Raw genomic sequence first — 23,857 nt, forward strand, 5'->3', positions numbered from 1 at the left:
GGGCCCGGAAGTGCAAGCGGGAAGGTCCGCTTGGTTTACATATTGGAGTACATCGGCCCACCACCGCCTTCCGGCGTGGTCCAGTTGATGTTCTGGTTGGGATCCTTGATGTCGCAGGTCTTGCAGTGCACGCAGTTCTGCGCATTGATTTGGAAGCGCTGCTCGCCGGTATTTTCATCCTCGATCCACTCGTAAACGCCCGCCGGGCAGTAGCGCGTGGACGGACCCGCGAATTTCTCCAACTCGGAGCCCTTCTGAAGGGCCTCGTCAGCCAGCTGCAGGTGGATCGGCTGGTCTTCCTCGTGGTTCGTGTTCGAGATGAAAACAGACGACAGACGATCAAAAGTCAGGACACCATCCGGCTTGGGATAATCAATCGGCTTGAACTTGGAGGCCGGCTCCAGGCTCTCGGCGTCGGACTTGCCGTGCTTGAGGGTGCCGAAGGGTGACCAACCGCCGAACAGCGTCGTCATCCACATGTCCAGACCGCCCAGGGCGATACCCAGAACCGTACCGAACTTGGACCAGAGCGGCTTGGCATTGCGGACTTTCTTGAGGTCGTCGACCACCCAGGAGCTCTCATAGGCCGCCTGGTATTCGCTCAGCGTATCGCCCTCACGCCCTTCGCCCAGCGCAGCGAAGACGCTCTCGGCGGCCAGCATGCCGGTTTTCATGGCGTTGTGGCTGCCCTTGATGCGCGGCACGTTCACGAAACCGGCCGAACAGCCCATCAGTGCGCCGCCCGGGAAGGCCAGCGAGGGCACTGACTGCAGACCACCTTCGGTGATCGCCCGGGCGCCATAGGACAGGCGCTCGGCGCCTTCAAACGTCTCGGCAATTGCCGGGTGTGTCTTCAGGCGCTGGAATTCCTCGAACGGCGAGATGAACGGGTTCTTGTAGTTCAGGTGAACCACAAAACCGATGGACACGAGACCATCACCGAAATGGTACATGAAGGAACCACCACCGGTCTGTCCGTCTAGCGGCCAGCCCATCGTGTGTTTGACCAGGCCCGGCTTGTGGTGCTCGGGCTTCACACGCCACAGCTCTTTCAGACCGATGCCGAATTTCTGCGGCTCCTTGCCAGCAGACAGGTCATAGCGATCGATGAGTTGCTTGGCGAGCGAGCCACGTGCGCCCTCGGCGATCAGCGTGTACTTGCCACGCAGCTCCATGCCCGGCTGATAGCCATCCTTCTGGCCACCATCACGCGCGACACCGAAATCGCCGGTGACCACACCCTTGATGACACCGTCTTCCTCGACGACATCCGCAGCCGGAAAGCCCGGGTAGATCTCGACGCCCATGGCCTCGGCCTGCTCGCCCAGCCAGCGACAGACATTGCCCAGCGAGGCGATGTAACAGCCGTGGTTATTCATCAGCGGAGGGAAGAAGAGGGTTGGCAGGCTGATCGAACCGGCAGCGCCAAGCACTTCGAAGATATCGGTGGTGACCTCGTCCTCGAGCGGGCAGCCATCCTCCTTCCAGTTCGGCAACAGCTCGTTGAGGGCTTTCGGATCGACCACGGCGCCGGAGAGAATGTGCGCGCCAACCTCGGCACCCTTTTCCAGAAGCGCGATGGAAATTTCCTGGCCAGCTTCGGCCGCCAGTTGTTTCAGACGGATCGCAGCAGACAGACCAGCGGGGCCGCCTCCAACGATAACAACGTCATACTCCATGGACTCGCGTTCAACGGCAGCGTCGGTCATGGGTCGGCAACCCCCTCATCAAGAATCATCATAAACCCGGCTTGCGGGCGCTCGGTCTTAGCTTAGGATCAGCCCTTCATCTAGCGCGAGCTGCGCCTAAGATCAAAACATTTACGTTGACGTCCACGTAACCAATGCTTGAACCTGCTACTCTCACCCCTCACGACGAAAAAGCTCTCCAGGCGCTGATCGACTGGTGGGACGAGGCTGGTATCGAGCTGGATGCCCCGGTTACGCGTCTGAAAAAACAGACTTCGCCGGCACCTGCTCCGCGGAGCGCCCCGACGCGCCAACCACCACCGCCCCAGCGCACAGCAACACCGGCGGCGGCCATCGCAGCCGGGTTTGGCGAACCCGAGGTCCAGGGCCCTTCTGCCCAGGAAGTCGCAGCCAAGGCCGACACGCTTGACGCTTTGGAAAGCGCGATCCGCGAATTCGAGGGCTGCCCGCTAAAGCGTACGGCCCGAAACACGGTGTTTGCGCGCGGCAATCGCGACGCAAAGATCATGATCATCGGGGAAGCGCCGGGCCGGGATGAGGACGAACAGGCCAAGCCCTTCATGGGGCCCGCCGGACACCTCCTCGACAAGATGTTCGCCTCCATCGGCCTGGGCGAGGACGCGCTTTACATCTCCAATATCGTCAACTGGCGACCGCCGGGGAACCGGAACTCCACCAAGGACGAGATCGCGACCTGCCTGCCGCTAATCGAACGTCACATCGCGTTGAAGGCACCGGAGATCCTTGTCGTAGCCGGCGGTGTTGCGGCGCAGTCCCTGCTACGGGAAGATGCCAGCATCTCTCGCCTGCGTGGACAATGGCGTGACTACTCGCTCAAGAATCCCGATGGATCGGACAGCGGCACAAGCATCCCCTGCCTGCCACTCTTTCACCCATCTTTCCTGCTGCGTCAGCCGGCATCCAAGAAAAAAGCCTGGCATGACCTGCTCGCGCTGGATGCCAGGCTCCGATGAGACCGTTTCCGCGCTATTGAGCGCGAAGATGCGTCAGCGCTGCGGCCAGCGCATCATCGGACGATGAAACAATGTCCGGCTGAACACCTTCCGCTTCCCAGCCACGGCCCGTGCGCGGATCAAACGTCCGACCTTGCGGCATGAACACGGCCAGGTCATCGCTCAGGCGCATTTCCTCGCCCCAGTGGCCGCCACCGCCGGTGGGCTCGCCGATCACCGTGGCACGGCCGGTAATCTTCATGCCGAAGGTAAAGGACTCAGCCGCCGAGAAGCTGCGCTGATTGGTCAGGATCACCAGCGGGCGATCGACAAAGGGCTCGCCGGCCACGTTATCGCTGGTCCAGCGCTCGCGCGTCGGCATGTCGCGCCCCTCGGTCGAGGTCAGATGGGTCGGCTCCGCAAAGAACCAGGACGCAAAATGGACGAGCGTGCGGGGTTCACCGCCGCAATTATTGCGTACATCCAGGATGATGCCGTCTGCATCACCCAGCTCGACCATCGCCGCGTCAAAACCGGCACGATAGGCGTCATCGCCATAAATGCGCGGCACCGAGATATATCCGATATTTCCGGCTTCCATCCGCCAGGTGATGTCACCGCTGGCACAGCCGGACGGACGGCGGCGCGGCTCCGCATTCTCGACCTCCGCAGTCGGGCGATAGCGCAGGGTCAGATGGGCATCATTGGACAGCGCATAGAGTTCCTGATTGACCGCGGAGATGAACTCCCGGCGGGTTTGGAGATGCGCGAAATCATCGGACATTTCGCGCACTCTCTGCGCCAGGGACAGGCCGACATCCTCGTAGATATAGCCTTCTTCCAGCATTTGCGGGAGCTGGTCGAAAACCTCCGCCTGCCAGCCCGGCACCGGCTGGGCAAACGCTGTAGTGGACACCATCACCGCCGCCATGGCGGCACTTGCGAAGAACTTGCTAATCATCCCGAAGGACCCTTCCTGCCTTGGCCGGAAGTCTCCGGCCTAATCCCATGTTTCCACGCGTTTCCGCGCCTGTGTGACAAGATCGAGCAGGTCGTTGCCGAGTGTCTGGCCAAGCACCCGGTATCGGGCCTGCGCTTCTTCCAGGAACGCCTCGATGCGTGAGACCTCGACCTGCCCGGCCTCAGTCAGGCCAAGCAGTCGAACACGCCGGTCGGAGCTTGGCCGTTGCTCGGTGACCATTTCCATCCCGACCAGCGTGTCGGCGAACTTGACGATCAAGGGGCGCGAGAGGCGCAATTGCGCGACCACTTCACCCAGCTTCATCGGCCCTCGCCTGGAGAGCAGAACCAGCATCGAATGTGTCTTCAGAGGAACGGAGATCTGCAATTGCGCAGCACGCTCCCCCTCCCACTTCAGAACTGTGTCGAGCAGGCGCCGCACATGGTGCGGAAGCACTGCGTGCCCGAGCTCCTCGATGAAGTCTCTTTCCTCTTCCTTGCCCAATATGTCACCTATTACGTAATATATGCCCTATCCGATTTTGCATCTTAAATCCTCTTCATGAAGCGAGCGCAAGCACCGCGGAATGGCCAAGCCGGAAAAAGTGACGACGACTGAAATTTTGTTCTTGCTTTGTTCTAATTCTGAGTCATAGTCCAGCTCATGACCGAGCGCCCCAGCGGCTACGCCCTTAACGCCCACACCACGACCCCGGATGACGCCCCCGTCGCCCCGGGAACCAGCATCAGGGGTCGGGGCGCTCGGTCTAACATTTCCGGCCGGTATGAAGCCTTCCAGCGGGAGGCTTTCGACGACGGCTGGGGCGTTGATGGTGAAGAGGTCAGCGCGCTTCGCACAACGGTGCTGAAGGATGCCTCGCGTTCCATAATCGCGACCAACCAGTCGCCGGACATTTCCTTTGACCAGTCAATCAATCCCTACCGGGGCTGTGAACACGGCTGTATCTATTGTTACGCCAGGCCCAGCCACGCCTATTGGGGATATTCACCGGGGCTGGACTTCGAGAGCGTGATCTTCACCAAGCCGGATGGCGCCAAACTGCTCGAGCAGTTTTTCAACCGGCCCAGCTATCGCCCCAAGCCCATCGTCATCGGCGCCAACACCGATGCCTGGCAGCCGGTCGAACGACGTCTGGAAATCACCCGTGACATCCTCAAGATTTTCGCCCGCTACAAACACCCGGTCAGCTTCATCACCAAATCCGCTCTCGTACTGCGCGATCTCGACATTCTGGGGCCGATGGCGGAACAGGGCCTGGTCAAGGGGGCGATCTCACTGACTACGCTGGACCGCAAGCTGGCGCGCGACATGGAACCGCGAGCCGCTGCCCCGCATCGCCGACTGAAGGCGATCGAGGGCCTGGCCAGTGCGGGCCTGCCCGTTACGGTGATGATGGCCCCGATCATTCCTGCCCTCACCGATCGCGAGATCGAGCCCCTGCTGGAACAGGCAGCCTGCGCCGGCGCCAGCAGTGCAGGTTATGTCCTGTTGCGTCTGCCCATGGAAATCCGCGACCTGTTCCGCGAATGGCTGGCCGAGAAACGCCCCGATGCCGCAAGCCGGGTTATCTCACTGATGCGGCAGATGCGCGGCGGCCGCGACTACGACCCGACCTGGATGCGACGCGGCCGCGGCCAGGGCCCCTTTGCCGAAATGATCTCCAAACGCTTTCGCGCGGCCATGCGCCGCTATCAGCTGGATGTGCGCCAGAAGGACCTGGATTTCTCCCGTTTCGAACGCCCGCTGGGGAGCCCGGAACAGCCCGGGCTGTTCTAGGTCTACGCTCAATTTTTGATTGAGTCCTCCGGTAGCGACTGATACGACCACATCAGACAGGGGATTTAATGTTTAAGCGTCTGTATGTGTTGTGCTTGGTCGCGCTCGCCGGGGGCCTGCTGGCAGCGTGCCAGTCTGAGAGCTTGGTAGAGTCATTCATTCCTGAAGACGCACGGCCCATTGTCGAACAATCCGTCCAAGGCCTGGTCAACCGAGACATGGCAACGCTGCGCGAAGTCATTCCGGCCGGTGCCTCCGACGAGCAATTGTCCAATCTAGAAGCATCACTCCCCACATTCTTCCCGCCTGCCAGCTATGGCGACGCCCGACTGGTCGGAGCCAACCGCACCGTCGAGACACGACTGAGCTCCGGCACGCTCGACCGGCTCGAACTTGTTTATGTAGTGCCTTCGGATGACGGAGACCGACGGTTGGAGCTGGTCTTGCAAAAGGTTGGCGAAAACGCCTGGCACCTGACCTGGATGAACGCGTTTGAGGCTCCGAACCACCCGTCCATCAGCCTGGACCGGGAGGCTAATTCCTCCGCCAGAAACCTGGCACTGCTGGTGCCAATATCCAGCCTCGGATTTGTCCTGATCACCCTCATCGCCAGCTTCCGCTTCAAGCGGATCAAAAGGCGCATTCTGTGGACCCTGTTCATCCTCTCCAGCTATCCGGTGTTCGAGTTCAACTGGACACAGGAAGTCTGGACAATGGTCGCGCCGGCGATGACGTCAACTGAGAATGGCGCTCATTTCAACCTCATTTCGCTCACCCTGCTCGGAGCGGGCTTTGAGGATTTCGCCCCGCTGGAAGCCGCTCGGATCACCGCCGGCTTCCCGCTCGGCGCGCTTTTCTTCTGGTACCGGGTGATGCGCGGTGGCCCCACACGCAAGCCTGACGAACAGGAACGTGTTCGCGGCTAGGCCGCGCCACCACTCCAGTTTTGCTGGAGCTGTTCACACAGGTGATCGGCGGCACGCGCAGCCAGGTCCGGCGGGTTTTTGAGGAATTCCGGCAATTGACCGCGTGTGAGCGGACGCGACAACAGATAACCTTGGATCAGGACTTCCGGCTGGTCGCCCAGAGCCGACATCTCGTCAAGGTCCTCGATCCCCTCGACCACGACGCCCATGCCCAGCTGGTGTGCCAGCTCGATGGTCGAGGCGACGATGATCTGGGCTTCCGGCTCGTTCTGGAGGCCGGAAATGAATGACCGGTCGATCTTGATCTTGTCGAAGGGGAAGGCACGCAGATAGTTCAGCGAGGCATAACCCGTACCGAAATCATCCATCGACAAGCCAACGCCCAGCTCCTTGAGACGACGCATCAGCGTCAGCGCACGCGCCTCGTCATCGATGACGACACCTTCGGTGATCTCGATCTCGAGACGGTGCGGTTCCAGGCCTGACTTGGCCAGCGCACGCTCGACCGAGAGAATGAAATTGCCCTGTTTGAACTGGGCGGGCGAAACATTGACCGCAACCCGCTGCCCCTCGGGCCAGTACACAGCCTCACGGCAGGCCGTTTCCAGAACCCATTGGCCGAGCTTGAGAATTTGTCCGCTTTCCTCGGCCAGCTGGATGAATTCGGCCGGCGAGACAAAGCCACGCACCTCGTCCTCCCAGCGCACCAGCGCCTCGAAGCCGCGGATCTCTCCGGTGCCGAGGTGAGATTGTGGCTGGAAGTGCAGATCCAGCAACTCGTCCTCGATGGCCATGGCCAGGTCAGATTCCAGCATGCGTTTTTCCTGCAGCTCGCGTCCCATTTTCGGGTCGAAGTCACAGACACAGTTTCGGCCGAGATGTTTGGCCTTGTAGAGCGCCAGGTCGGCCTGGTTCATCAGCCGGTCCGGATCCTCGCCATCCAGCGGGAACATGGTGACACCGCCCGAGGCACTGACATTGAGATGTACCGAGCCAATCGTGACCGGAGAGCCGACCGAGGCAACGACACGCTCGGCCACCGCATTGGCCGCCATGCGGGACTCACAATCCGGCAGGATGACCGCGAACTCATCGCCGCTCAGGCGGGCCGCGATGGCACCCTTGGGCAGAGCGTCCTGCATGCGCTCGGCAACGGTCTTAAGCAATTCATCGCCCGCGGCGTGGCCATGCACGTCATTGACTTCCTTGAAGCGGTCGAGATCGAAGAACATCAACGCGACTTCGGTATGATTGCCCCAGGCCATGGTCAGCTCGTTCTCGAGGGCTTCCCGGAAGCGCAGGCGATTGGGCAGGCCGGTCAGCGCATCGTGATGCGCCATGTGCATGATGCGCTGACGTGATCGCTCCTCGCTGGAGATATCGCGGAAGGCAATGATCAGGCTGTCTTCATTGCGGAACTCGATGCCGCGGCAGCTGACCTGGGCAGTGATGATCTGTTCGCTGCGGGAACGCAGGCGACAGGTCGACTTGTCACCACACTCCAACCCCTGCAAGACCGCGACAGAAGCCTCATCCAAGCCAACCTTGCACAAGGGCATGTTGATCAGGTCTTCCTTTTCCAGGCCGGTGATCTCGCAAATACGCTCATTGACTTCAACAATGCGACCATCCTGGACCAGGACCAGACCTTCAAAAGTCGAATTTGCCAGGGCGTTGATACGCTGCCCCTCGGCTTCGCGCCGCTTCCCGATATGCAGATCGAACAGGGCAAAACTCAGCCCCAGACCGGCGATCGGTAGAATCCCCAGCGCAATGGTCAGGCCCATCAGTTTGGGTGCCGTCTCCAGCTTGGCGACCTGCATCAGCTCGACCTGGCTGACTTCAAGCGCCTGGGTCAGGGTGAAATAGGCGATCAGCGGCACACTCGCCAGAACGCTAGCCGCGAGGGCCAGCCCGACAGCACCGGTCACCCGCGACGCCAGCAGGGCACTCAGCATGGTCACCCCGACAACGGCAGCCATGCCAAGGCACGCCACAGGCTCGCTCCAGCCGACAGGGACGGGCGCGCTTATGGCGTTGAGACCAAAATAGATCATCGCCGCTGCCCCCGCTCCGACCGTCGCACCACCGACAAGCGAACCCAGCTTGTGCTTGAGGAAGGCCATCACCGTCCAGCCCGCGCAGGCCATGCCCACGACGACCAGGAAGGACGACAAAACAAGGAAGGGGTCAAAAGCAATCGTGACGCCAGCATTAAAGCCCATCGTCGCGACAAAACCGGCGCCCCAGCTACCAATGCCTGTCAGGAACCCCGCGACCGTGAGCCAGACCAGGCGACGCTCATCCTCGAGGATGAGAATACGCCGAACGGCGGCGATCGCAGCGACCGCGCACACCAGGCTCAACAGAGCAGCAACCCCCAGCAGCCACACATCGTGTACTGCGGCCGAATTGACCATTACTTCTTTCACGTCTTTTGTCTCGGTCCATCCACCTTTGATTTGCATGCTGACACGAAATCTTGGATTTAAGCTTAACGCGATGGATTTTGGTTCGACTTTGCCACTCGCCGGCGTAGATGAAGCCGGTCGCGGCCCCCTCGCAGGGCCGGTGGTTGCTGCTGCCGTGGCGCTCGATCCCGCTCGCCCCATCGAGGGACTGGGGGATTCAAAGGCACTCTCGGAAAAGAAACGCCGGGCCCTGTTTTTCGATATCATGAAAAACGCTCATGTCGGCATCGGCATCGCCGAACCTGCCGAGATCGACAGGCTTAACATCCTGCATGCGACCATGGCAGCCATGCGCCGCGCTGTGCTTGGCCTGAGTGTCGTGGTGGGAGAGATCCAGATCGACGGAAACCGTGTGCCCGAAAACCTGCCCTGGCCTGCCAGTGCAATCGTGAAGGGCGATGCCAAGGTGGCCGCAATCGGTGCTGCCTCGATCATCGCCAAGACCGTGCGCGATGATCTCATGGTGCTCGCGGATGCGCGCTTTCCAGGCTATGGCCTAGCCAAGCACAAGGGTTACCCCAGCCCTGTTCACCGCGAAGCGCTTGAGCGCCTCGGGCCCTGCCCGATCCACCGGATGAGCTACGCGCCGGTCCGCAAAGCCCTCGAATCGCGCCAGCCCCGGGATGCGAATCATTGTGGATAACTTGATTCAGGGTTAACGCCCCGTTAGCCCTAAAAGCGGAAAACGGACCGTGATACAAGCGGGTGGAGTTTTGCGTTATGGATCAGCTGCCGATCGATCAGATCCTCGAAGGCGAATGCGTGGAAGTGATGAAAACGCTTCCCGACGAAAGCGTTGATCTCGTCTTTGCTGACCCGCCCTACAATCTCCAGCTCGGGGGCGACCTGCACCGCCCGGACAATTCCAAGGTCGATGCCGTCGATAATGACTGGGATCAGATCGGTGGATTTGACGAGTATGACCTGTTCACATGGCAATGGCTGGAACAGGCCCGCCGCGTGCTCAAACCCAATGGCGGTTTCTGGGTCATCGGCAGCTATCACAACATCTACCGCGTCGGCTCCATCCTGCAGGATGCCGGCTTCTGGGTGCTCAACGACATCATCTGGCGCAAGTCCAATCCGATGCCGAATTTCAAGGGCACGCGTTTTACCAATGCGCACGAGACCCTGCTCTGGGCCGCCAAGACCAAGGACGCTCGCCCGACCTTCAACTATGCAGCCATGAAAGCGCTCAATGATGGCGTGCAGATGCGGTCTGACTGGACGCTGCCGATCTGTTCCGGGGGCGAACGCCTGAAGGATGCTGACGGCAAGAAGGCGCACCCGACACAAAAACCGGAAGCCCTGCTGCACCGTGTCCTGCTGTCGACGACTAATCCGGGCGATGTGGTGCTTGATCCGTTTTTCGGCACCGGCACAACCGGTGCTGCTGCCAAGCGTCTCGGCCGTCATTTCATCGGTGTCGAGCGGGACGAGAATTATATCGCTGTGGCCCGTGAACGCCTGCTGGCGATCGAACCTGCTGCCCGCGAAGCCCTGAATGTTACACAGTCCAAACGCGCCCAACCTCGCATTCCCTTCGGAGCGCTGGTCGAGCGCGGCCTGGTCAAGCCGGGTGACACGCTCTACTGCCCGAAAGGCCGCAACACCGCCCGCGTGCGTGCCGATGGCACTCTGATCGCCGGTGATCGCGCCGGTTCCATTCACCAGGTCGGCGCCCAGCTTCAGGCCGCACCGAGCTGCAATGGCTGGACCTACTGGCACGTCCGCACGAAGCAGGGGCTGGCTCCGATCGATGTGCTTCGGTCCGAAGTCCGCGCCACGCTGGAGAACTAGCTATCGTCCGCCTCGGCGCCCCCTGAAACCTTGGTCGCTTCGGGCATCTGCACTTGGTGCAGACCGCAAATCACCTGAATCTAGGTGACGTGCGGCTAAGGGGCTGGTTTTGAAACGTTCACTGACACTGAGAATTGTGGCGGCGATCCTGCTGTCGACCCTGACTCTCTCGGTATTGGCCACCATTCTGGTCGCCGTCAGTTTCTGGCGTGACATCGAGCGGCAACAGACCCAGTCCCTGGACATGTACATTGCGGAACGGGCGCACCGGGCCAATCACATGTTCGATGAGATCAGCCAGGCCCACGCATCCGCACTACGCGCTGTCGAACGCCGGCTGGACGGCTTGCCGGCCGAGCGGATCGACGAGGAATTCGACCGGCTTTTCCCGCTTCAGCCCGACGGGACACGGCGCTCCATCGACGCGCTGTTTGACGGCTATACCGATGACCATGGCAATTATCATCGCGGCGTCGCGGCCTTCATGAGCTCCCACGAACCTCTCGATACGACGAGAAAGCGCCTGTTGCTCGCGGCCTATAATGTTGTTGATCAAGGTGGCGAGATGCTGTCCGGGCATATCGACAATCTCTACCTGTTCACGCCCCAGAACGAGCTGGTCATTTCAGCGGCAGAGCGCGAGGACCGGATGATGTTTTATCGCCGCGATGCCACGCCGGACTTTGACCTCACCGCGTTCAGCTTCACCGACTTGGTGACGGCTGAGAACAATCCGGATGGTCATTTTGTCTGCGACGAGCTCTCCCAGCTCGCCTTCATCCAGAACCGGGAAGCCCTGACGACAGGCTGTTTCACACCCTTGCGCCGCGATGGCGAACACGTCGCGGCCTTCGGCACCACCGTTCAACTGCGCGCGCATTTTTTTGAGGCGATGACGGACACGCTTCCCGATGGTCAGAACCTGTTTATCAACCAGGCCGGCCAGTTGATCGCCCATCGCAGCCTGCTTGATGGAGAGATTACCCAGGATGTGGTCGATGCGCTTGGAACAAGCCTCGGTATCGAAATGCTGCACCAGGCCATTCTGGCCACGGCAGAGGATAATGGCGCCCTGGTGACACCGGATGGCCGCTGGCTAGTGGGCTTTTCGCGCATGGAGGGACCGAACTGGTTCTTCGTGACATTGCTCGACCGCCAGGCCCTGCGCGCCGATGCCATTCGCGAAACCGCACGAATCGTCATGCTCGCCGTCGTCGGCGTAGCCCTTCAGGCGCTCTTCCTGCTCTGGTATTTCCGCCAGCACATTGTTGATCCTCTGTTGCAGCTGACCCGGCGTTTCTCCCCCGCACTCGACCAGGCCCCCGCGACTGAGGTGAACACACACAAACTCGCTGTCCGGTCCGACGAAATCGGCACATTGGCACGTACCCTCGCCGACCAGGATTTACGCAATCGCGAACTGCTCAACGAGCTTGAAGACCGGGTCGAGGCACGCACACGCCAGCTGGAAAAGGCCAACCAGGCCAAAGGCGAATTCATCGCCAACATGAGCCATGAATTGCGCACGCCGCTGAATGGTATCCACGGGCTCGCGCAGGCGCTGGAAACTGAGCTCAAGGAGCCGGAACAGAAGGAACAGGCGCGGATGATCCAGGCGTCAGGCGAGACACTGACCCTGATGCTCAGCGATATTCTTGACCTGTCCAAGATCGAGGCGGGCAAGCTGGAGATGTCCCCAACCCAGGCACGACTGCCACAATTGCTGAGGGACATTCACGCTCTGTTTGCCGCGCAGGCCGAGGGCAAGGGGTTGAGTTTCACGCTGGAGCTGGATGACACGCTACCCGAGTCCGGTGTTGTCGATGCACATCGCGTGCGCCAGTGCCTGTCCAACCTGCTCTCCAACGCGATCAAGTTCACCGATACCGGCAGCATCACCACCCGCGCCAGCGCCCGACCGGTCGAGGCAGGACATCTCATCTCGGTGCGGGTCGAGGACAGCGGCATCGGCATGAGCGACGAGGTGATGGACAAGCTGTTCGCGCCCTTCCAGCAAGCCGACGCATCCATTTCCACACGTTTTGGCGGCACCGGGCTGGGCCTGGTCATATCGCGCAATCTCGCCAGGCTGCTGGACGGCGACATCCGCGTGCGCTCCGCTGCAGGCCGTGGCTCGACCTTCACCTTCGAATTCCTGCTGACAGCCGAGGAGGCGAGCGCCGGCCCCGATACGGTGGCGAAAACACCGGTCGAACTGGCAAGGGACCCGCACTATGCAAGCCTGCACGACCGCTCGATCCTGCTGGTGGAAGACAATCTGATCAATCGCGAGGTCGCCAAGGCCTTCCTCAAACCTCTTGGCGCGAAAGTCGTCGAGGCGTTTGACGGCAAACAGGGTGTTGAAGCGGCGCGAAAGGAAGACATCGACCTGATTTTGATGGATATGCGCATGCCGATCATGGACGGCCTGGAAGCAACACGCCAGATCCGCGCCTTCGAAGACGACAAGGCGAAACTGCCGATCATTGCCCTCACAGCCAACGCCACCGAGGAAGACGCACGGGCCTGTCGCAAGGCCGGCATGAATGCCTTTGCCGCCAAACCGCTCAACGCATCGGACTTCTTCAATGCCATGCTCGAGGCGCTGGATACGGTCTAACCGCCGCTTCGGCTGCGCACCGCCAGCACCTTGCGCATAACGCTGGGCAGGGCCTCCATGTCCAGCGTCTCTTCACTCACCCAGTCACCGCTGCAGGGTGTCCAGTCGGCAGGCGCCGCCGCTTCACGGACATCCAGTCTCAGCTCGAAATGCGTGAAAACGTGTTTCACCTCGCCCCGCTCAGTCCACCCATCGGCAAAGGGCGGCAACCAGTCCGGCAGTTCCGTTTTCCAGTCTGTAGACGGGATTTCTCGCATCCCGCCCAGCAGACCCTTGTCGGCTCGCGTACGCAGCCAGACCTGCCTGTCACGGCGCACCAGCCAGGCAAAACCCCGCCTCACAGGCTTGGGCTTTTTCTTTTCCTTGAGCGGATACCGAAGCGCATCGCCCTCAGCCCGCGCCTGGCAATCCGTCGACCAGGGACAGCGCTCACAGTCCGGCGCCCGGGGCGTGCACACGGTTGCTCCCAGATCCATGATCGCCTGGGCGTAATCGCCGGACCGCGCCTCGCACGCGATCCCGGCTGCCAGCCTCTTGATCTCCGGCTTGGCCTTGGGCAGAGCAGTTTGCACACGATAGAAACGCGTGATCACCCGCTCGACATTGCCATCCACCACGCTCGCCGGCTTGTTGAAGGCGGCCGCCAGAATGGCGTTGGCTGTGTATTCCCCGACACCTGGCAAAGCCAGCAGGCCCTTCAGCGTGTCCGGAAAAACCCCGTTCAGCTCGCCCGCCACCATCTGCGCACAGGCGTGCAGATTGCGGGCCCGCGCGTAATACCCCAGTCCGGCCCACTCGCGCATGACATCCTCACGTGGCGCAGCTGCCAGGTTCTCAACCCCCGGCCACAGCTCAAGGAAACGATGCCAATAGGGCGTGGCGTGCGGCACGGTCGTCTGCTGCAGCATGATCTCCGACAGCCAGATCGCATACGGGTCGGCAACCACTCCCGCGACCCGGTCCTCCGGGCGGATGCGCCAGGGCAGACTTCGGCCTTCGCGGTCATACCAGTCCAGCAGGCGGTCTTTGAGCGTGGTGGTGTCGGCACGGTTTTGCATGAGGCGTCAGCTTGCGGGATTTGGGCAAAGGCGCAATGCTGCGTGACATGAAACAACGCCCCTCACAGTCAAGCCTGGAACAGGAAGCCGGACGCTATCTGCAGGACCATCGCGGTCGTGCAGCGATCCGCCCTGCCCCGCGCGCCGGACGGGCCGCCGAGCGCATCCTGCGTCCGCTGGCCAAAAAGTTCGGTGTCGGCGTTGACCAGCTCACGCAATACTGGCCAGAGATAGTCGGTCAGCGTCTGGCCCAGTGGAGCTCACCCAAATCCATTCAGCGCACCGGCGGAATTTCGACCCTGATTGTGGAAGCACGCGGCCCGGCCGCAGCTGTCCTGCAGGCCGAGAGCCGTCGCATCCTGGAGCGCGTAAGCACTTATGCCGGCGCTCGCTCACCCACTCGCCTGCGTGTCGTACAGGGCCGTATGCGGCCTGCGCCGACAGGCGAAAACAGCATGAATTCAGCGCAAGCCAGTTCACAAAACAGCGAGAAGGTAGAGACTTCTGCGGAGGCGCGGTTATTGTCCGCCTTGAAACGTTTTGACAAATCCGTCAAAGCCCGTGGCGGAAACTGATTATCTGAGGGGATAGGAATGAGCGTTACTCGTCGATTCTTCACTGCCGTGACCATGACGGCCTCACTAGCTCTGGCCGCTTGCGGCGGAGGGTCCAACGGCTCGATCGACAGCGCCGGTGCAAATGAACGCAGCCTCGGCTCGGCCGACGCCCCGGTCACCATGATCGAATACGCGTCTGTATCCTGCGGTCACTGCGCCACCTTCCACGAGGAAGTCTGGGACACGCTGGAGACTGATTTCATCTCAACCGGCCAGATCCGCTTTGTGATGCGCGAAATGCTCAGCGGCGAGCCGCGCCTGGCTGCAGCCGGCTTTGCGCTGGCACACTGTGTCTCCGACGATCGTTATTTCGACATGATCAGCCTGTTGATGCAGCAACAGCGCGCAATCTTCCAGGCCGCGAGCCAGCCGGGCGGTGCCCGCCGGCAATACGTAGCGATCGCCCGTTCCATGGGCCTGTCTGAAAGCGAGATGGACACCTGCCTGAATGATGAGAGCATCTACCAGTCCATCCTCGACAGCCATGAGCGCGCTGGCGAGGCGGGCATCACTGGTACGCCGCGTTTTGTCTTCAACGGCCAGTTGCTCGACAGCGAACGCGATGGCAATCGTTCCGTCTTCACGCTGGGCGGCAATGTGGTTCTGATTGATGGCGAGCCGGTTGACGCAATCGTCGACGCCGAGACCTTCAGCCGCCTGATCAACCATCTCGTCCAACAAGCGTCTTCTGAAGGCTAGAGACAATGACTGTTGTGATGCGTTCCCTTGTCGTCCTCATGATCTCCGTGTTTGCGCTGGGGAGCGCATACGCACAGCAGTCATCCACGCCGCCACCTCCGCCGCAGGACGTAATCCTCGGCGCGAGCGATGCGCCGCTGGAAATCATCGAATACGGCTCCTATGCCTGCCCGCACTGTGGCCATTTCCACGAAGAGAACTGGCACATGATCAACTCGGAATTTGTTGAAACGGGCCAGGTCCGTTTCATCTTCCGCCCGATCATCACCCAGCCGGAGCAAATGGCCGCGGCCGGTGCCTTCCTCAGCTATTGCGTCGATGAAGAGCGTTATTACGACGCCGTCGACCTGTTGTTCACCGAACAGGCCAATATCCTGGACGGACTGCGCAACCAGAGCGACGTCTTGTCGATCTATGCGCGGGTTGCCGGCGCCCTTGGCAAGACGCAGGACGAGATGCTCGCCTGTTTCAATGACGAGGCCAATCACCTGCGTCTCACATCAAATCTCTACCAGGCCAGCCTGGACCAGGTCGGCGGCACGCCGACCTTCCTCTTCAATGGCGAGCTGCTCTCCGGCCAGCGCATCGATGGAGAGCTCGTTCTCATCTGGCGTGGCGAACCACTTCTCATCAATGGGGAAAGGGTTTCCGGCGACTTCGATGAAGACTCCTTCAGGAGAATCATTCTTCACTTTCTGACAGAGTCCGATTCGGACTAGACATTTTGTCAGGAAAGCGCCGCATTTGCCTTGCATGCTTGGTGAAAGTGGCGTTGCGGAGGTCAGGTGAAGTTCACTCAGCTCAGGCTGACCGGATTTAAATCCTTCGTCGATCCGACCGAATTGCGGATCGATCCGGGTTTGACCGGAATTATTGGGCCGAACGGGTGCGGCAAGTCCAACCTGCTCGAAGCCCTGCGCTGGGTCATGGGTGCCACCTCTGCCAAGTCGCTGCGCGGCGGCGGTATGGAAGACGTCATCTTCGCCGGCACCGACATGCGCCCGGCTCGCAACCATGCTGAAGTTGTCCTGACCATCGACAATGCGGAGCGTCGTGCTCCGCCGGCCTTCAATGACGCGCCGACGTTGGAAGTCACCCGTCGGATCACCCGTGGTGCCGGCTCTGCCTACAAGATCAATGGAGAGGAAGTCCGCGCCAAGGACGTCCAGCTGCTGTTCGCCGACGCCGGCACGGGCGCCAACTCGCCCGCTCTCGTCCGCCAGGGCCAGATCTCCGAACTCATCGCTGCCAAGCCGCAGAACCGCCGCCGTGTTCTCGAAGAAGCCGCTGGCGTCTCCGGTCTGCGCGCGCGCCGGCACGAGGCGGAGCTGCGCCTAAAGGGTGCCGAGACCAATCTAGAGCGCCTGCAGGAGGTCATCGACGAGACGGACAGTCGTCACTCGGCCCTGCAGAAACAGGCGCGCCAGGCCTCTCGCTACCGCAAGCTTTCCACCAGCATCCGCACGCTGGAAGCGGCCGTCTGGCTGAACCGCTGGCGCCATGCCGCCAGCCAGGTCGAGGAAGCCGAAGGTGCACTGGCCGAATGCCTGGAAGCCGCCGAGACGGCGACCCGCTCCGCCGCTGATGCCCGGACAAAGGCCGAGGTCGAGGCCGCGGCCCGAGAGCCCGCACGCCTGGCAGAGGCCGAGGCCGCCGCAGCCCTGCGGGCGCTGGAGCGCGAACGCGATCGACTGGAACGCGATGCGAGCGACGTGCAGAACCGCATTACCGGTTTTGAAACCCGGCTGAACGAGCTCGCGGCCTCCACCCGCCGCGAGGAACAGATCGCCGAGGATGCCGAGAGCTCGCGCGGTGAAACCGCCGCCCAGATCGAGCGTCTGGACGAGGAAACCAACAAGGAGAAGGACGCGCTGTCCTTTGCCGAGGCCGCGTCGAGGGATGCCGAGGAGCGCCGCACCCAGAAGGAAGCCGTTCTGGACGCGAAGGCCCGCGAGGCTGCCGAGAACCGTGCTGCCCTGGAAGCGGCTCGCCGTGATGCCGAACGCCTGGCCGCACGCCTCAACCAGATCGAGCGCGAGATGACCTCGGCGACCGAAGAGCTGGAACGTGTCCAGGCCTCCACCGCCCTGGCCGATCTGGCTGATGCCGAGACCGCCGTGGAAACTGCGGAACAGGCGCTGACCCTCGCCAAGACTCGTTCGGAAACCGCTGACGCCATCCGCTCCGAGGCCGAGGGCGCGTTTGAACAGGCGATGGACATTTATCGCCAACGCCAGTCCGACCATGAAGCCCTGCAGCGCGAGGCGCAGGCGCTGGAACGCCTGCTGGCATCCTCCACCCAGGACACGCCCAACCCTGCCGTTGACGCCGTTCGCGCCCGCCCGGGTTTCGAGCAGGCCCTGGCCGCAGCGCTCGGCGATGACCTCGATGCCTCGCTGGATGATGACGCCCCGCGCCACTGGCAGGAAATCGCCATCAAGCTGGACCAGCTGCCCGGTGGCTCGGTGCCGCTGTCCGACCACGTCAAGGCACCTGCCGCCCTCAAGGCGCGCCTCGACTCCATCGGCGTGGTCAAGCCGGAGCGCGCGGAAGAAGCTTCGAAAAAGCTCAAGCCGGGCCAGATCATCGTCACCCAGGAGGGTGATCTCTGGCGCTGGGACGGTCTGGTCGCCCGGGCCGACGCTCCAACAGCTGCCGTCGCCCGCCTTGAACAGCGAAATCGCCTCGAGGAAATCGAGAGCGAGCTGAAAGCTCAAACGGGGCCGCTGGAAACGGCGCTTGAAGAGAAGGACGCGGCCCACTCCGCTGTCAGCAAGGCACGCCAGGACGCCATCGCCGCCCGCGAAGCCCTGCCGGAAGCAGACCGGTCTGCCCGCAGCGCCATCAATCGTGTTGGTGATCTGCGCGAGAAGGCCGCCAAGGACGGTGCCCGCGCCACGGCCCTCAAGGAACGCCTGGAACGCCTGGCCGCGGAACTCGCTGAAACCCGCGCCGCTCACGAGACCGCCGCCCTGGCGTGTGAAGCCGATGCCCAGGCAGAAGCGGATATCGAGGCGCTGGAACTGGCGCGCGAGGAAGCTGAACGTGCCCGCATGGCCGCCGCCGACGCCCGCGCTGCCTTTGAGAGCGTCCGCCGCGAATCGGAAATGCGCAAACAGCGCAAGGTCGCCCTGCAACGCGAACATGATGCCTGGGCCAAGCGCTGTGAAAGCGCGCGCAACCAGCTGGGCGATATTGCCAAACAGATCAGCGAGACCGAGACGCGGCTGACCGAAACCCGCGAACTGCCGGCCAAGCTGGAGGAACAGCTCCACGCGCTCGGTGACAAGATCGACAAGGCGGAAGACGTCGCACGCGAAGCTCGAGAAAAAGCCAGCGCCACCGAGGACCAGGTCAAGGATGCTGACAGCGCCGCCCGCAAGGCCGAGGCCGCCGCCTCTGCTGCCCGGGAAAGCCGCGCCGCAGCCGAAGCCCGCCTGTCTGGCGCACGCGAACGCCTCAACGAAACCACGGAACGTCTTCAGGACGCGACCGGGTCTGCACCAGGTGCACTGGCCGCACGAATCGAGGACGAGGACATCACCAGCCTGTCCCCGGACGAGCTGGAGCGCCGCCTCAACGAGGCCCGCGCTTCACGTGATCGCCTGGGCGCGGTCAATCTGCGGGCTGACGAAGAGGCTGAGGAACTGGCCAAGACCGTCGAGGAAATGGCCAAGGAGCGCGATGACCTGCTGGAAGCCATCAGCCGCCTGCGCAAGGCGGTGGATGAACTCTCCCGCGAAGGCCGGGCGCGCCTGCTTGAGGCTTTTGAAATCGTCGACGGACATTTCCGCAATCTGTTTGCCACCCTGTTCGAGGGTGGCCATGCCGAGCTGCGCCTGACCGAGGATGATGATCCGCTGGAAGCCGGGCTGGAGATCTTCGCCTGCCCGCCGGGCAAGAAACTCGACTCAATGTCACTGATGTCCGGTGGCGAACAGGCGCTGACCGCGTCCGCACTGATCTTTGCGGTCTTCCTCTCTAATCCGGCCCCGGTCTGTGTGATGGATGAGGTCGACGCCCCGCTCGATGACGCCAATGTCGACCGCTATTGCCGCATGCTGGCGGAAATGCGCCGCCTGACCGAGACCCGTTTCCTGGTCATCACCCACAATCCGCTGACCATGTCACGGGTCGATCGCCTGTTCGGCGTGACCATGGCCGAACGCGGCGTTTCGCAACTTGTCTCGGTGGACCTGGTAGCCGCGGAACAGTTGATCGCGGCCGAATAGCAATTTATTGCTTTAATTACTTACACTTACCGCACCCGCACCATTGCTTGACTTGTCCAAGCCCCGAGGATAGTTTGCGCGCGCCTATGGGGGGTCCTCTTTCATAGGTGTGCCGATTAATCAGTCTTGTGAAGACAACACTCTGAGCGACCCATCCAAATCCGACCTCGAAGCCTTGCAGCAGCGTATTGACGCGCAGCGCGAAGCCCGCAGAGCAAAGACGCAGGATGAGCCGCGATCCGCATGGTCCCTCGGGATGCGATACGGATCCGAGTTCTTCGCAGGCGTGTTCGTCGGATCCGCGCTGGGTTTCATTGTAGACCTGGTCGCTGGTTCGGGACCGTGGGGACTGGTCATCGGAACAATGTTCGGCTTCGCCTCGGGCACATTGAATGTGGTCAGGGCCGCCAAAGAGATTAATTCGGAAACAAACAGCGAAAGCTGACGTTTCCTTGGGTAGACAGCGGCTTGTTCCGCAAGACATGAAAGAGGCCGGGCGTGGCAGACACCAACCCGATCAAGCAGTTCGAAGTCCACACGGTGGAGTTCTTCGGTCGCGAGCTTCATTTTGAGCTCTTCGGCTACGATCTGTCCTTTACCAACTCCAGCTTCTTCATGGTCCTGACCTCGGTTTTGACCATCGTGCTGTTTTCCACCGCTATGGGGCGTCGTGCGACGATCCCGAGCCGTTCGCAGTCGGTGGCCGAGATCATCTACGGTTTTGTGGCAGACATGTTGCGCTCGACGGCGGGTTCCGACGCGCTGCGCTTCTTCCCGTTTGTCTTTACGCTCTTCATCTTCATCCTGGTCGCCAACATGCTCGGCATGTTCCCGTATTTCCCGGCGCCGGGCTGGCACTCCTTCACCATCACCTCGCACATCATCGTCACGGCGGCCCTCGCTATGATGGTCTGGCTGACGGTGCTGGTTTACGGCCTTTTCAAGAACGGCCCGAAATTCTTCAAGCTCTTCGTACCTTCCGGTGTACCGATGTACATCCTGCCTTTCGTGACGGTGATCGAGATCATCTCTTTCGTCAGCCGTCCGATTTCGCACTCGGTACGTCTGTTCGCGAACATGCTGGCAGGTCACATCCTGCTCAAAGTGTTCGCCGGCTTCATCGTCATGCTTGCAGGCGCTCTGGGCGCGGCCGGTTACCTCGTCGGTATCCTTCCGTTCGCCATGACGCTGGCGCTGACGGCTCTCGAATTCCTGGTCGCTTTCCTGCAGGCATATGTCTTCGCGATCCTGACCTGCATCTACCTTTCCGACGCCCTGCACCCAGGACACTAAGCAGGACGTCGTTTCACTCACAGCTACACGATCTTCTAAAGGAGTTTCAAAATGGAAGCGGAAGCAGCTCGTTACATCGGCGCCGGTCTGGCTTGCCTTGGTATGCTCGGTGCAGCCATTGGCGTTGGCAACATCTTCGGTTCCTTCCTTCAGGGCGCTATGCGCAACCCGTCTGCTGCTCAGCAGCAGTTCGGCAACCTGATCTTCGGCTTCGCCGTTACCGAGGCACTGGGCATCTTCTCCCTGCTCATCGCCCTGCTGGCCCTGTTCGGCTAATATCAGGTTCGCGCGGTAATCACCGGATTGCCGCGCGCTCTTGCTCCCTTTCGGGAGCACCTTTGACATAGGAGCAGGCGTTCCATGACGCTCGCACCGGAACAAGAAGCGGCTCACGGCGCAGATGCAGCTCACGCGGCATCGGACGTCTTCCCGCCCTTCGACCCGACATATTTCCCGTCCCAGCTCTTCTGGCTGGCGATCAGCTTTGTAGTTCTCTACATCGCGCTGGATCGCTTTATCCTGCCGAAGATCAAGACGACGATCGAAGACCGCCGCGACCGTATCGCGGACGATCTGGATGCCGCTGCCCAGGCGAAAGCTGATGCAGAAGCAGCCGGTGAGGCTTACGAGAAGTCCCTCGCGGAAGCTCGTTCCAAGGCTCACGGCATTGCTGCTGACACGCGTGACGCCCTGGACAAGGAACTGGCGCAGGAAGCTGCCAAGGTAGAAGCGGAACTGGCCGAGAAGCAGGAAGCTGCTGAAGCGTCCATTCGCGCTGCCAAGGACAAGGCTTTCGCCGAGGTTCGCGGTATCGCCGCCAGCGCAACGGCTGCTGCCGTTGAAGCCCTGGCCGGCGTTGAAGTCAGCGACAAAGACGCCGAGAAGGCTGTCGATGGCGCCATGAAGGGAGCTTGATCATGCGGATTGCTGCTGAAGAAGCTTACGGCGAACAGAGCCTGGTCGAGTATCTGCTCGCAGACCCGTCTTTCTACGCCTCCCTGGCCCTGGTCGTGTTCTTTGGCCTGCTCATGTACATGGGCGTGTTCAAGACGATCGCCAAGACGCTCGACGAGCGTGCCGAAGGCATCAAGAACGAACTCGAGGACGCCAAGCGCCTGCGCGAGGAAGCGGCTGAAATGCTCGCCTCCTACCAGCGCAAACAGCGTGAAGCCGAGGCGGAAGCCGAAGCGATCATCGCCCAAGCCAAGTCCGAGGCGAAGATGCTGAAGGAAGAGTCCCGCAAGGAACTCACCGAGCGCCTCGAGCGTCGCACGGCCATGGCCGAACAGCGTATCGCCCAGGCCGAAGCCCAGGCTGCTGCAGAGGTCAAGGCCGCTGCTGCCGAGCTGGCTGCTGCCGCCGCCGAGGAAATCCTTCAGTCCAAGCTGAAGAAGACGGATCTGAATAAGATTGTCGATGCAGACATCAAGGCCGTTGCGGACCGCCTGAACTAAGGCTCGCAGCACTGTCGGAACGAACAAGGCCCGGAGCATCTCCGGGCCTTTTCTTTTGCCTGGTCAAAACGGGGGCAGCGCCTTGTCAGCCACACCCGAGCTCGATCTCGAAGAGCCGGTGCGCAAATTCGAACATCTGTCCCTGACTGGTGTCGACATTGGTCGTCATGGCGGCACCAATCCTGCGGGCAGGCAGGTAGGCAGAGATCATGTTCGACGCGCCATTGGACCCTGCCTGCGTTGAAACAGTGAACTGTTCGCCACATAGCTCCCACGTAGAGAAGCGTCCACCATAGGCATATCGGCTGTCAGGCACCTGGACCGAACGAAACTCGCCCAGGCTGTCCGGGTTCAGCACATCGCCATCATCAAGCGCGCGCTCCAGCCGCTGCAGGTCCCGGGCCGTCGTATAGCTGCCCTTGAACCATTGCGGGGTCCAGTAATCGCCCTGCCCGTTGGCATCCGCCGGATCAAACCCGATGGCGACATCGAGAACATGCGGCTCCGTGCTGCCCAGATCATGGATATATCCGCCACTCTGGCTCATGCCTGCCCGGGTGAAGACAAAATCCTGCCGGGCCTCCGGATAGCTCATGCCTGAAGCCCGCTCGACAACATGCTGAACGAGCAACCAGTTGACGAGAACATAGTCGAACACCTCGCCCGGAACCTGGTTGAGATCGCCACTGGCGAATTCGGTCACGGCCTGTGTGCTGCTCATGGCATCGACACGTTCGGCCTCGCCGGACGCGATCCTTCTGAAGGCATTGACCATGTCGTTGGGCAAGCCGGACCGGTTTGTGAGCAGGTCACGCAGGGTGACCGCACTGCCCGTATCGGCCCGGTAGTCAGGCAGGTAGTCCGAAATCGGGGCATCGAGATCCAGCACGCCCTGTTCCACGAGTGCAAAGACGGTGATGGCCGCGAAGTATTTTTCCACCGACCCCGTCTGGAAACGGGTGTCCATGGTCAGGGGCCGGTCCGTTTCAGGGTCAGCCGTCCCGTGCACATAACGAACATCCTGATCACCGTCGAACAGGATCACACCGTTGAACGCGCGCGACTGCGCCCAGTTTTCAATCTCGGCCTGCAATCCGGCGGCCTGGTCCTCTGCCTGGACAGAACCGGAAACCAGAGCCGCAATACCGGCCAGCAGGGCTTGTCTTACTAACATTCACTTCTCTCGATCTTGCTCATCAACGCCGATTTGCGTTGGCATGGCTGCAAGCTAACGCGGACACAGGAGAGCCGTCCCGACCACTAGATG

Annotated in this window: 21 protein-coding genes; 15 read left to right on the forward strand and 6 right to left on the reverse strand. The window is 61.5% G+C overall.

Going from position 1 to position 23,857, the window contains the following annotated elements:
- Positions 1 to 35 precede the first annotated feature (35 nt).
- Positions 36 to 1,709, reverse strand: coding sequence for an electron transfer flavoprotein-ubiquinone oxidoreductase (locus JJ889_RS10210; protein ID WP_291894663.1), 1,674 nt, complete (start codon positions 1,707 to 1,709; stop codon positions 36 to 38).
- Positions 1,710 to 1,843: 134 nt separating this feature from the next.
- On the opposite strand from JJ889_RS10210, the gene JJ889_RS10215 reads away from it, so the two are divergent.
- Positions 1,844 to 2,683 (forward strand): uracil-DNA glycosylase, encoded by an 840-nt coding sequence (locus tag JJ889_RS10215; RefSeq protein ID WP_291894666.1) that lies wholly within the window; start codon positions 1,844 to 1,846, stop codon positions 2,681 to 2,683.
- A gap of 13 nt (positions 2,684 to 2,696) precedes the next feature.
- On the opposite strand, the gene JJ889_RS10220 is transcribed toward JJ889_RS10215, so the two are convergent.
- Positions 2,697 to 3,623, reverse strand: a complete 927-nt coding sequence (locus JJ889_RS10220) for a S41 family peptidase (RefSeq protein ID WP_291894667.1) — start codon at positions 3,621 to 3,623, stop codon at positions 2,697 to 2,699.
- A gap of 39 nt (positions 3,624 to 3,662) precedes the next feature.
- Complete coding sequence (locus tag JJ889_RS10225) at positions 3,663 to 4,127, reverse strand: MarR family transcriptional regulator (RefSeq protein WP_291894669.1); 465 nt, start codon at positions 4,125 to 4,127, stop codon at positions 3,663 to 3,665.
- A 159-nt stretch (positions 4,128 to 4,286) separates the two neighbouring features.
- On the opposite strand from JJ889_RS10225, the gene JJ889_RS10230 reads away from it, so the two are divergent.
- Complete coding sequence (locus tag JJ889_RS10230) at positions 4,287 to 5,420, forward strand: PA0069 family radical SAM protein (protein ID WP_291894670.1); 1,134 nt, start codon at positions 4,287 to 4,289, stop codon at positions 5,418 to 5,420.
- A gap of 68 nt (positions 5,421 to 5,488) precedes the next feature.
- Positions 5,489 to 6,346, forward strand: a complete 858-nt coding sequence (locus JJ889_RS10235; RefSeq protein ID WP_291894673.1) for a hypothetical protein — start codon at positions 5,489 to 5,491, stop codon at positions 6,344 to 6,346.
- On the opposite strand, the gene JJ889_RS10240 is transcribed toward JJ889_RS10235, so the two are convergent.
- Entirely contained in the window at positions 6,343 to 8,778 is a 2,436-nt protein-coding gene (locus JJ889_RS10240) for an EAL domain-containing protein (RefSeq protein ID WP_291894676.1), read from the reverse strand. The genes JJ889_RS10235 and JJ889_RS10240 overlap by 4 nt on opposite strands.
- 70 nt (positions 8,779 to 8,848) lie before the next feature.
- On the opposite strand from JJ889_RS10240, the gene rnhB reads away from it, so the two are divergent.
- The 3 genes from rnhB (at position 8,849) to JJ889_RS10255 (ending at position 13,237) form a co-directional block, all read left to right on the forward strand.
- Positions 8,849 to 9,460 carry a ribonuclease HII gene (gene rnhB, locus JJ889_RS10245; RefSeq protein WP_291894679.1) on the forward strand — a complete coding sequence of 204 codons (612 nt, stop codon included), beginning with the start codon at positions 8,849 to 8,851 and terminating at the stop codon, positions 9,458 to 9,460.
- 77 nt (positions 9,461 to 9,537) lie between these two features.
- Positions 9,538 to 10,617 carry a site-specific DNA-methyltransferase gene (locus JJ889_RS10250; RefSeq protein ID WP_291894683.1) on the forward strand — a complete coding sequence of 360 codons (1,080 nt, stop codon included), beginning with the start codon at positions 9,538 to 9,540 and terminating at the stop codon, positions 10,615 to 10,617.
- Positions 10,618 to 10,726: 109 nt separating this feature from the next.
- The gene (locus JJ889_RS10255) at positions 10,727 to 13,237 is read left to right on the forward strand and encodes an ATP-binding protein (RefSeq protein ID WP_291894687.1); all 2,511 of its coding nucleotides are present in this window, start codon (positions 10,727 to 10,729) and stop codon (positions 13,235 to 13,237) included.
- Here the strand turns inward: JJ889_RS10255 and mutY are convergent.
- A complete protein-coding gene (gene mutY, locus JJ889_RS10260) occupies positions 13,234 to 14,295 on the reverse strand; it encodes an A/G-specific adenine glycosylase (protein WP_291894690.1) in 1,062 nt (353 codons plus the stop codon). The genes JJ889_RS10255 and mutY overlap by 4 nt on opposite strands.
- 47 nt (positions 14,296 to 14,342) lie before the next feature.
- On the opposite strand from mutY, the gene JJ889_RS10265 reads away from it, so the two are divergent.
- The 9 genes from JJ889_RS10265 (at position 14,343) to JJ889_RS10305 (ending at position 22,590) form a co-directional block, all read left to right on the forward strand.
- Positions 14,343 to 14,870: a DUF721 domain-containing protein gene (locus tag JJ889_RS10265; protein WP_291894693.1), complete on the forward strand. Its 528-nt coding sequence runs from the start codon at positions 14,343 to 14,345 to the stop codon at positions 14,868 to 14,870.
- 18 nt (positions 14,871 to 14,888) lie between these two features.
- Positions 14,889 to 15,611 carry a thioredoxin domain-containing protein gene (locus tag JJ889_RS10270; protein WP_291894696.1) on the forward strand — a complete coding sequence of 241 codons (723 nt, stop codon included), beginning with the start codon at positions 14,889 to 14,891 and terminating at the stop codon, positions 15,609 to 15,611.
- Positions 15,612 to 15,616: 5 nt separating this feature from the next.
- Complete coding sequence (locus JJ889_RS10275; RefSeq protein ID WP_291894698.1) at positions 15,617 to 16,330, forward strand: thioredoxin domain-containing protein; 714 nt, start codon at positions 15,617 to 15,619, stop codon at positions 16,328 to 16,330.
- Positions 16,331 to 16,396: 66 nt separating this feature from the next.
- Entirely contained in the window at positions 16,397 to 19,843 is a 3,447-nt protein-coding gene (smc, locus tag JJ889_RS10280) for a chromosome segregation protein SMC (protein WP_291894701.1), read from the forward strand.
- Between the two features lie 109 nt (positions 19,844 to 19,952).
- Complete coding sequence (locus JJ889_RS10285) at positions 19,953 to 20,288, forward strand: AtpZ/AtpI family protein (protein WP_291894704.1); 336 nt, start codon at positions 19,953 to 19,955, stop codon at positions 20,286 to 20,288.
- 53 nt (positions 20,289 to 20,341) lie between these two features.
- Positions 20,342 to 21,136 carry a F0F1 ATP synthase subunit A gene (locus JJ889_RS10290; protein WP_291894707.1) on the forward strand — a complete coding sequence of 265 codons (795 nt, stop codon included), beginning with the start codon at positions 20,342 to 20,344 and terminating at the stop codon, positions 21,134 to 21,136.
- Between the two features lie 51 nt (positions 21,137 to 21,187).
- Positions 21,188 to 21,412, forward strand: a complete 225-nt coding sequence (locus tag JJ889_RS10295) for a F0F1 ATP synthase subunit C (protein ID WP_291894710.1) — start codon at positions 21,188 to 21,190, stop codon at positions 21,410 to 21,412.
- An 84-nt stretch (positions 21,413 to 21,496) separates the two neighbouring features.
- A complete protein-coding gene (locus JJ889_RS10300) occupies positions 21,497 to 22,051 on the forward strand; it encodes a F0F1 ATP synthase subunit B' (RefSeq protein WP_291894713.1) in 555 nt (184 codons plus the stop codon).
- Between the two features lie 2 nt (positions 22,052 to 22,053).
- The gene (locus JJ889_RS10305) at positions 22,054 to 22,590 is read left to right on the forward strand and encodes a F0F1 ATP synthase subunit B (RefSeq protein ID WP_291894715.1); all 537 of its coding nucleotides are present in this window, start codon (positions 22,054 to 22,056) and stop codon (positions 22,588 to 22,590) included.
- Between the two features lie 85 nt (positions 22,591 to 22,675).
- Here the strand turns inward: JJ889_RS10305 and JJ889_RS10310 are convergent, their stop codons facing one another.
- Positions 22,676 to 23,764 (reverse strand): serine hydrolase, encoded by a 1,089-nt coding sequence (locus tag JJ889_RS10310; protein ID WP_291894718.1) that lies wholly within the window; start codon positions 23,762 to 23,764, stop codon positions 22,676 to 22,678.
- Positions 23,765 to 23,857: the final 93 nt, after the last annotated feature.

Origin of the sequence: Maricaulis sp., assembly GCF_017643475.1 — a bacterium.
GTDB lineage: Bacteria > Pseudomonadota > Alphaproteobacteria > Caulobacterales > Maricaulaceae > Maricaulis.

Bases quoted from the DNA above. Each gene is read 5' to 3' on its own strand.
- JJ889_RS10210 (WP_291894663.1), bottom strand. From the start codon at position 1,709: ATGACCGACGCTGCCGTTGAACGCGAGTCCATGGAGTATGACGTTGTT.
- JJ889_RS10215 (WP_291894666.1), top strand. From the start codon at position 1,844: ATGCTTGAACCTGCTACTCTCACCCCTCACGACGAAAAAGCTCTCCAG.
- JJ889_RS10220 (WP_291894667.1), bottom strand. From the start codon at position 3,623: ATGATTAGCAAGTTCTTCGCAAGTGCCGCCATGGCGGCGGTGATGGTG.
- JJ889_RS10230 (WP_291894670.1), top strand. From the start codon at position 4,287: ATGACCGAGCGCCCCAGCGGCTACGCCCTTAACGCCCACACCACGACC.
- JJ889_RS10235 (WP_291894673.1), top strand. From the start codon at position 5,489: ATGTTTAAGCGTCTGTATGTGTTGTGCTTGGTCGCGCTCGCCGGGGGC.
- rnhB (WP_291894679.1), top strand. From the start codon at position 8,849: ATGGATTTTGGTTCGACTTTGCCACTCGCCGGCGTAGATGAAGCCGGT.
- JJ889_RS10250 (WP_291894683.1), top strand. From the start codon at position 9,538: ATGGATCAGCTGCCGATCGATCAGATCCTCGAAGGCGAATGCGTGGAA.
- mutY (WP_291894690.1), bottom strand. From the start codon at position 14,295: ATGCAAAACCGTGCCGACACCACCACGCTCAAAGACCGCCTGCTGGAC.
- JJ889_RS10265 (WP_291894693.1), top strand. From the start codon at position 14,343: ATGAAACAACGCCCCTCACAGTCAAGCCTGGAACAGGAAGCCGGACGC.
- JJ889_RS10270 (WP_291894696.1), top strand. From the start codon at position 14,889: ATGAGCGTTACTCGTCGATTCTTCACTGCCGTGACCATGACGGCCTCA.
- JJ889_RS10275 (WP_291894698.1), top strand. From the start codon at position 15,617: ATGACTGTTGTGATGCGTTCCCTTGTCGTCCTCATGATCTCCGTGTTT.
- JJ889_RS10295 (WP_291894710.1), top strand. From the start codon at position 21,188: ATGGAAGCGGAAGCAGCTCGTTACATCGGCGCCGGTCTGGCTTGCCTT.
- JJ889_RS10300 (WP_291894713.1), top strand. From the start codon at position 21,497: ATGACGCTCGCACCGGAACAAGAAGCGGCTCACGGCGCAGATGCAGCT.
- JJ889_RS10305 (WP_291894715.1), top strand. From the start codon at position 22,054: ATGCGGATTGCTGCTGAAGAAGCTTACGGCGAACAGAGCCTGGTCGAG.
- JJ889_RS10310 (WP_291894718.1), bottom strand. From the start codon at position 23,764: ATGTTAGTAAGACAAGCCCTGCTGGCCGGTATTGCGGCTCTGGTTTCC.